This window comes from Streptococcus sp. SCPM-O-B-15277 (M60) (assembly GCF_058200335.1).
Map to the genome: position 1 here is coordinate 1 of NZ_JBYQGR010000012.1, position 1,639 is coordinate 1,639.

A 1,639-nucleotide genomic window follows, 5' to 3' on the forward strand; every position below is an offset into this window, starting at 1 on the left:
TGTTGTGCTTGAAGTAGACTTAGGCTCTTCAGTTGTAGTTGTTGTTGAAGTAGTCTTAGGCTCTTCAGTTGTAGTAGTTGTACTTGAAGTAGTCTTAGGTTCTTCAGTTGTAGTTGTTGTAGGTGCCTCTGTTGTAGTTGTCGAAGTAGTCGTGGTTGTAGGTGCTTCAGTTGTAGTTGTTGTAGTAGTTGTTGTAGTAGTTGTTGTGGTTGTCGTAGTAGTTGTGGTTGTAGTTGAAGTCTGATCTCCATCCACACCACCATTTGCATTGATGTTTGCCACAGATTCGTTTACTTCTTTGGCCACAACCGCAGTTTCACCTTTGACTTGGTACCAAACTTTTGTGTTGTTCTTGAAGTCTTTTTGCTTTTCATTTTCTATTTTTGTACGATAGAAAATTAGAACGCCAGTCTTGTTGATCAAGTCTTTTGGAATTGTAACAGTGATTTTTCCAGAAGCATCAATTGTGAATGTTGATCCAGGAAAGGCCGCTAAGAAATCGTCGATAGCAGTTTCACCGCCGTAATATCCAGGTTTATTACCTGTTGTAGTAATACTGAAGCTATCTTTAACAAGTGAATGTCCACCTTGGACTTCATCTTCAACACGAACGTCGCCGTCTACTTCTAAGTTCATTGCGTTGATTGTCAATGTCCAAAGAATGTGTTCAGGGTCGTCAGCGTGCATGTCCCCAGCTTTTAAGTAGAATGGAGCGTGGTTTTCGCCAGTCGCCATTTTCTTAACGCTTAAATCAACTGTCTTATCTCCACTGATGATAGTAAATTTACCAACATGTTCTTTATCAGTTGCTGTATTGTTATGAACTTCAATCTCAAATTCACCCCAACCACGGATGTTTTGAAGGTTTTTGATAGCTTCGTTAAAAGTAACAGTAGCAGAGCCATCAGTAATGACCATGTCTCCAACGTAAGTTCCGTCGATGTTTAGAGGAATAGTCTTTTTAAAACCTACCCCATAGACTGTACCAGAACTAGTCCAATTAACTTTTAATGTGTCACCTGGTTGGATTTTTTGTGCGTGTTCGTCAAATGTAAACTTAACGGTTGTTTGTCCACCATCTGTGATTTCATTTGATGAAACAGTCAGTGAGCTAATATTATTACTGACATCTCCAGCTTTTACCACATCAGACTGCGAAAATACTATGAACAATAAGGGTAAAAATACAAGAAAGAAGACTTTTGCAAGTCTACTTAGATTATTTTTTTTCATTTCCTTCTCCTATTTGTCTCCAAATTTTTACACTTATTTGTATGTTAAAACTAAAACTTACAAAAATATGCATAATTATATAGGTTACTTTTTCAAGACAACACTACTAAAAATGCACCTCCTACTAGTCAATTATCAAAAAAATACCCTATATGGTGAATTATATCACAAATAAATAAAACTTCAAGTATTTAAATGTTTTAAGTATAAAATTATATCAAATTCGCTGAAAAAATTTAAACATTTACTTTGTACAATGTTTGTATGCAATGTTTCATTCGTCGAGGAAATGAAAAAGGACTATTTTGAAATAGTCCTTTATATAGTTAATCAATCTTTAACCTTATTCTTTTTCATTTTTACGTAAGAACGCAATGGCAACGATTGATGAAATGAGAGTTACAAA

The 1,639-nt window shown here is 35.4% G+C and carries 1 protein-coding gene; it reads right to left on the reverse strand.

The window, feature by feature from the left end:
* A partial coding sequence (locus AC3E9F_RS08405) for a collagen binding domain-containing protein (protein WP_490673006.1) occupies positions 1-1,233 on the reverse strand: 1,233 nt, incomplete at its 3' end.
* Between the last annotated feature and the right edge of the window lie 406 nt (positions 1,234-1,639).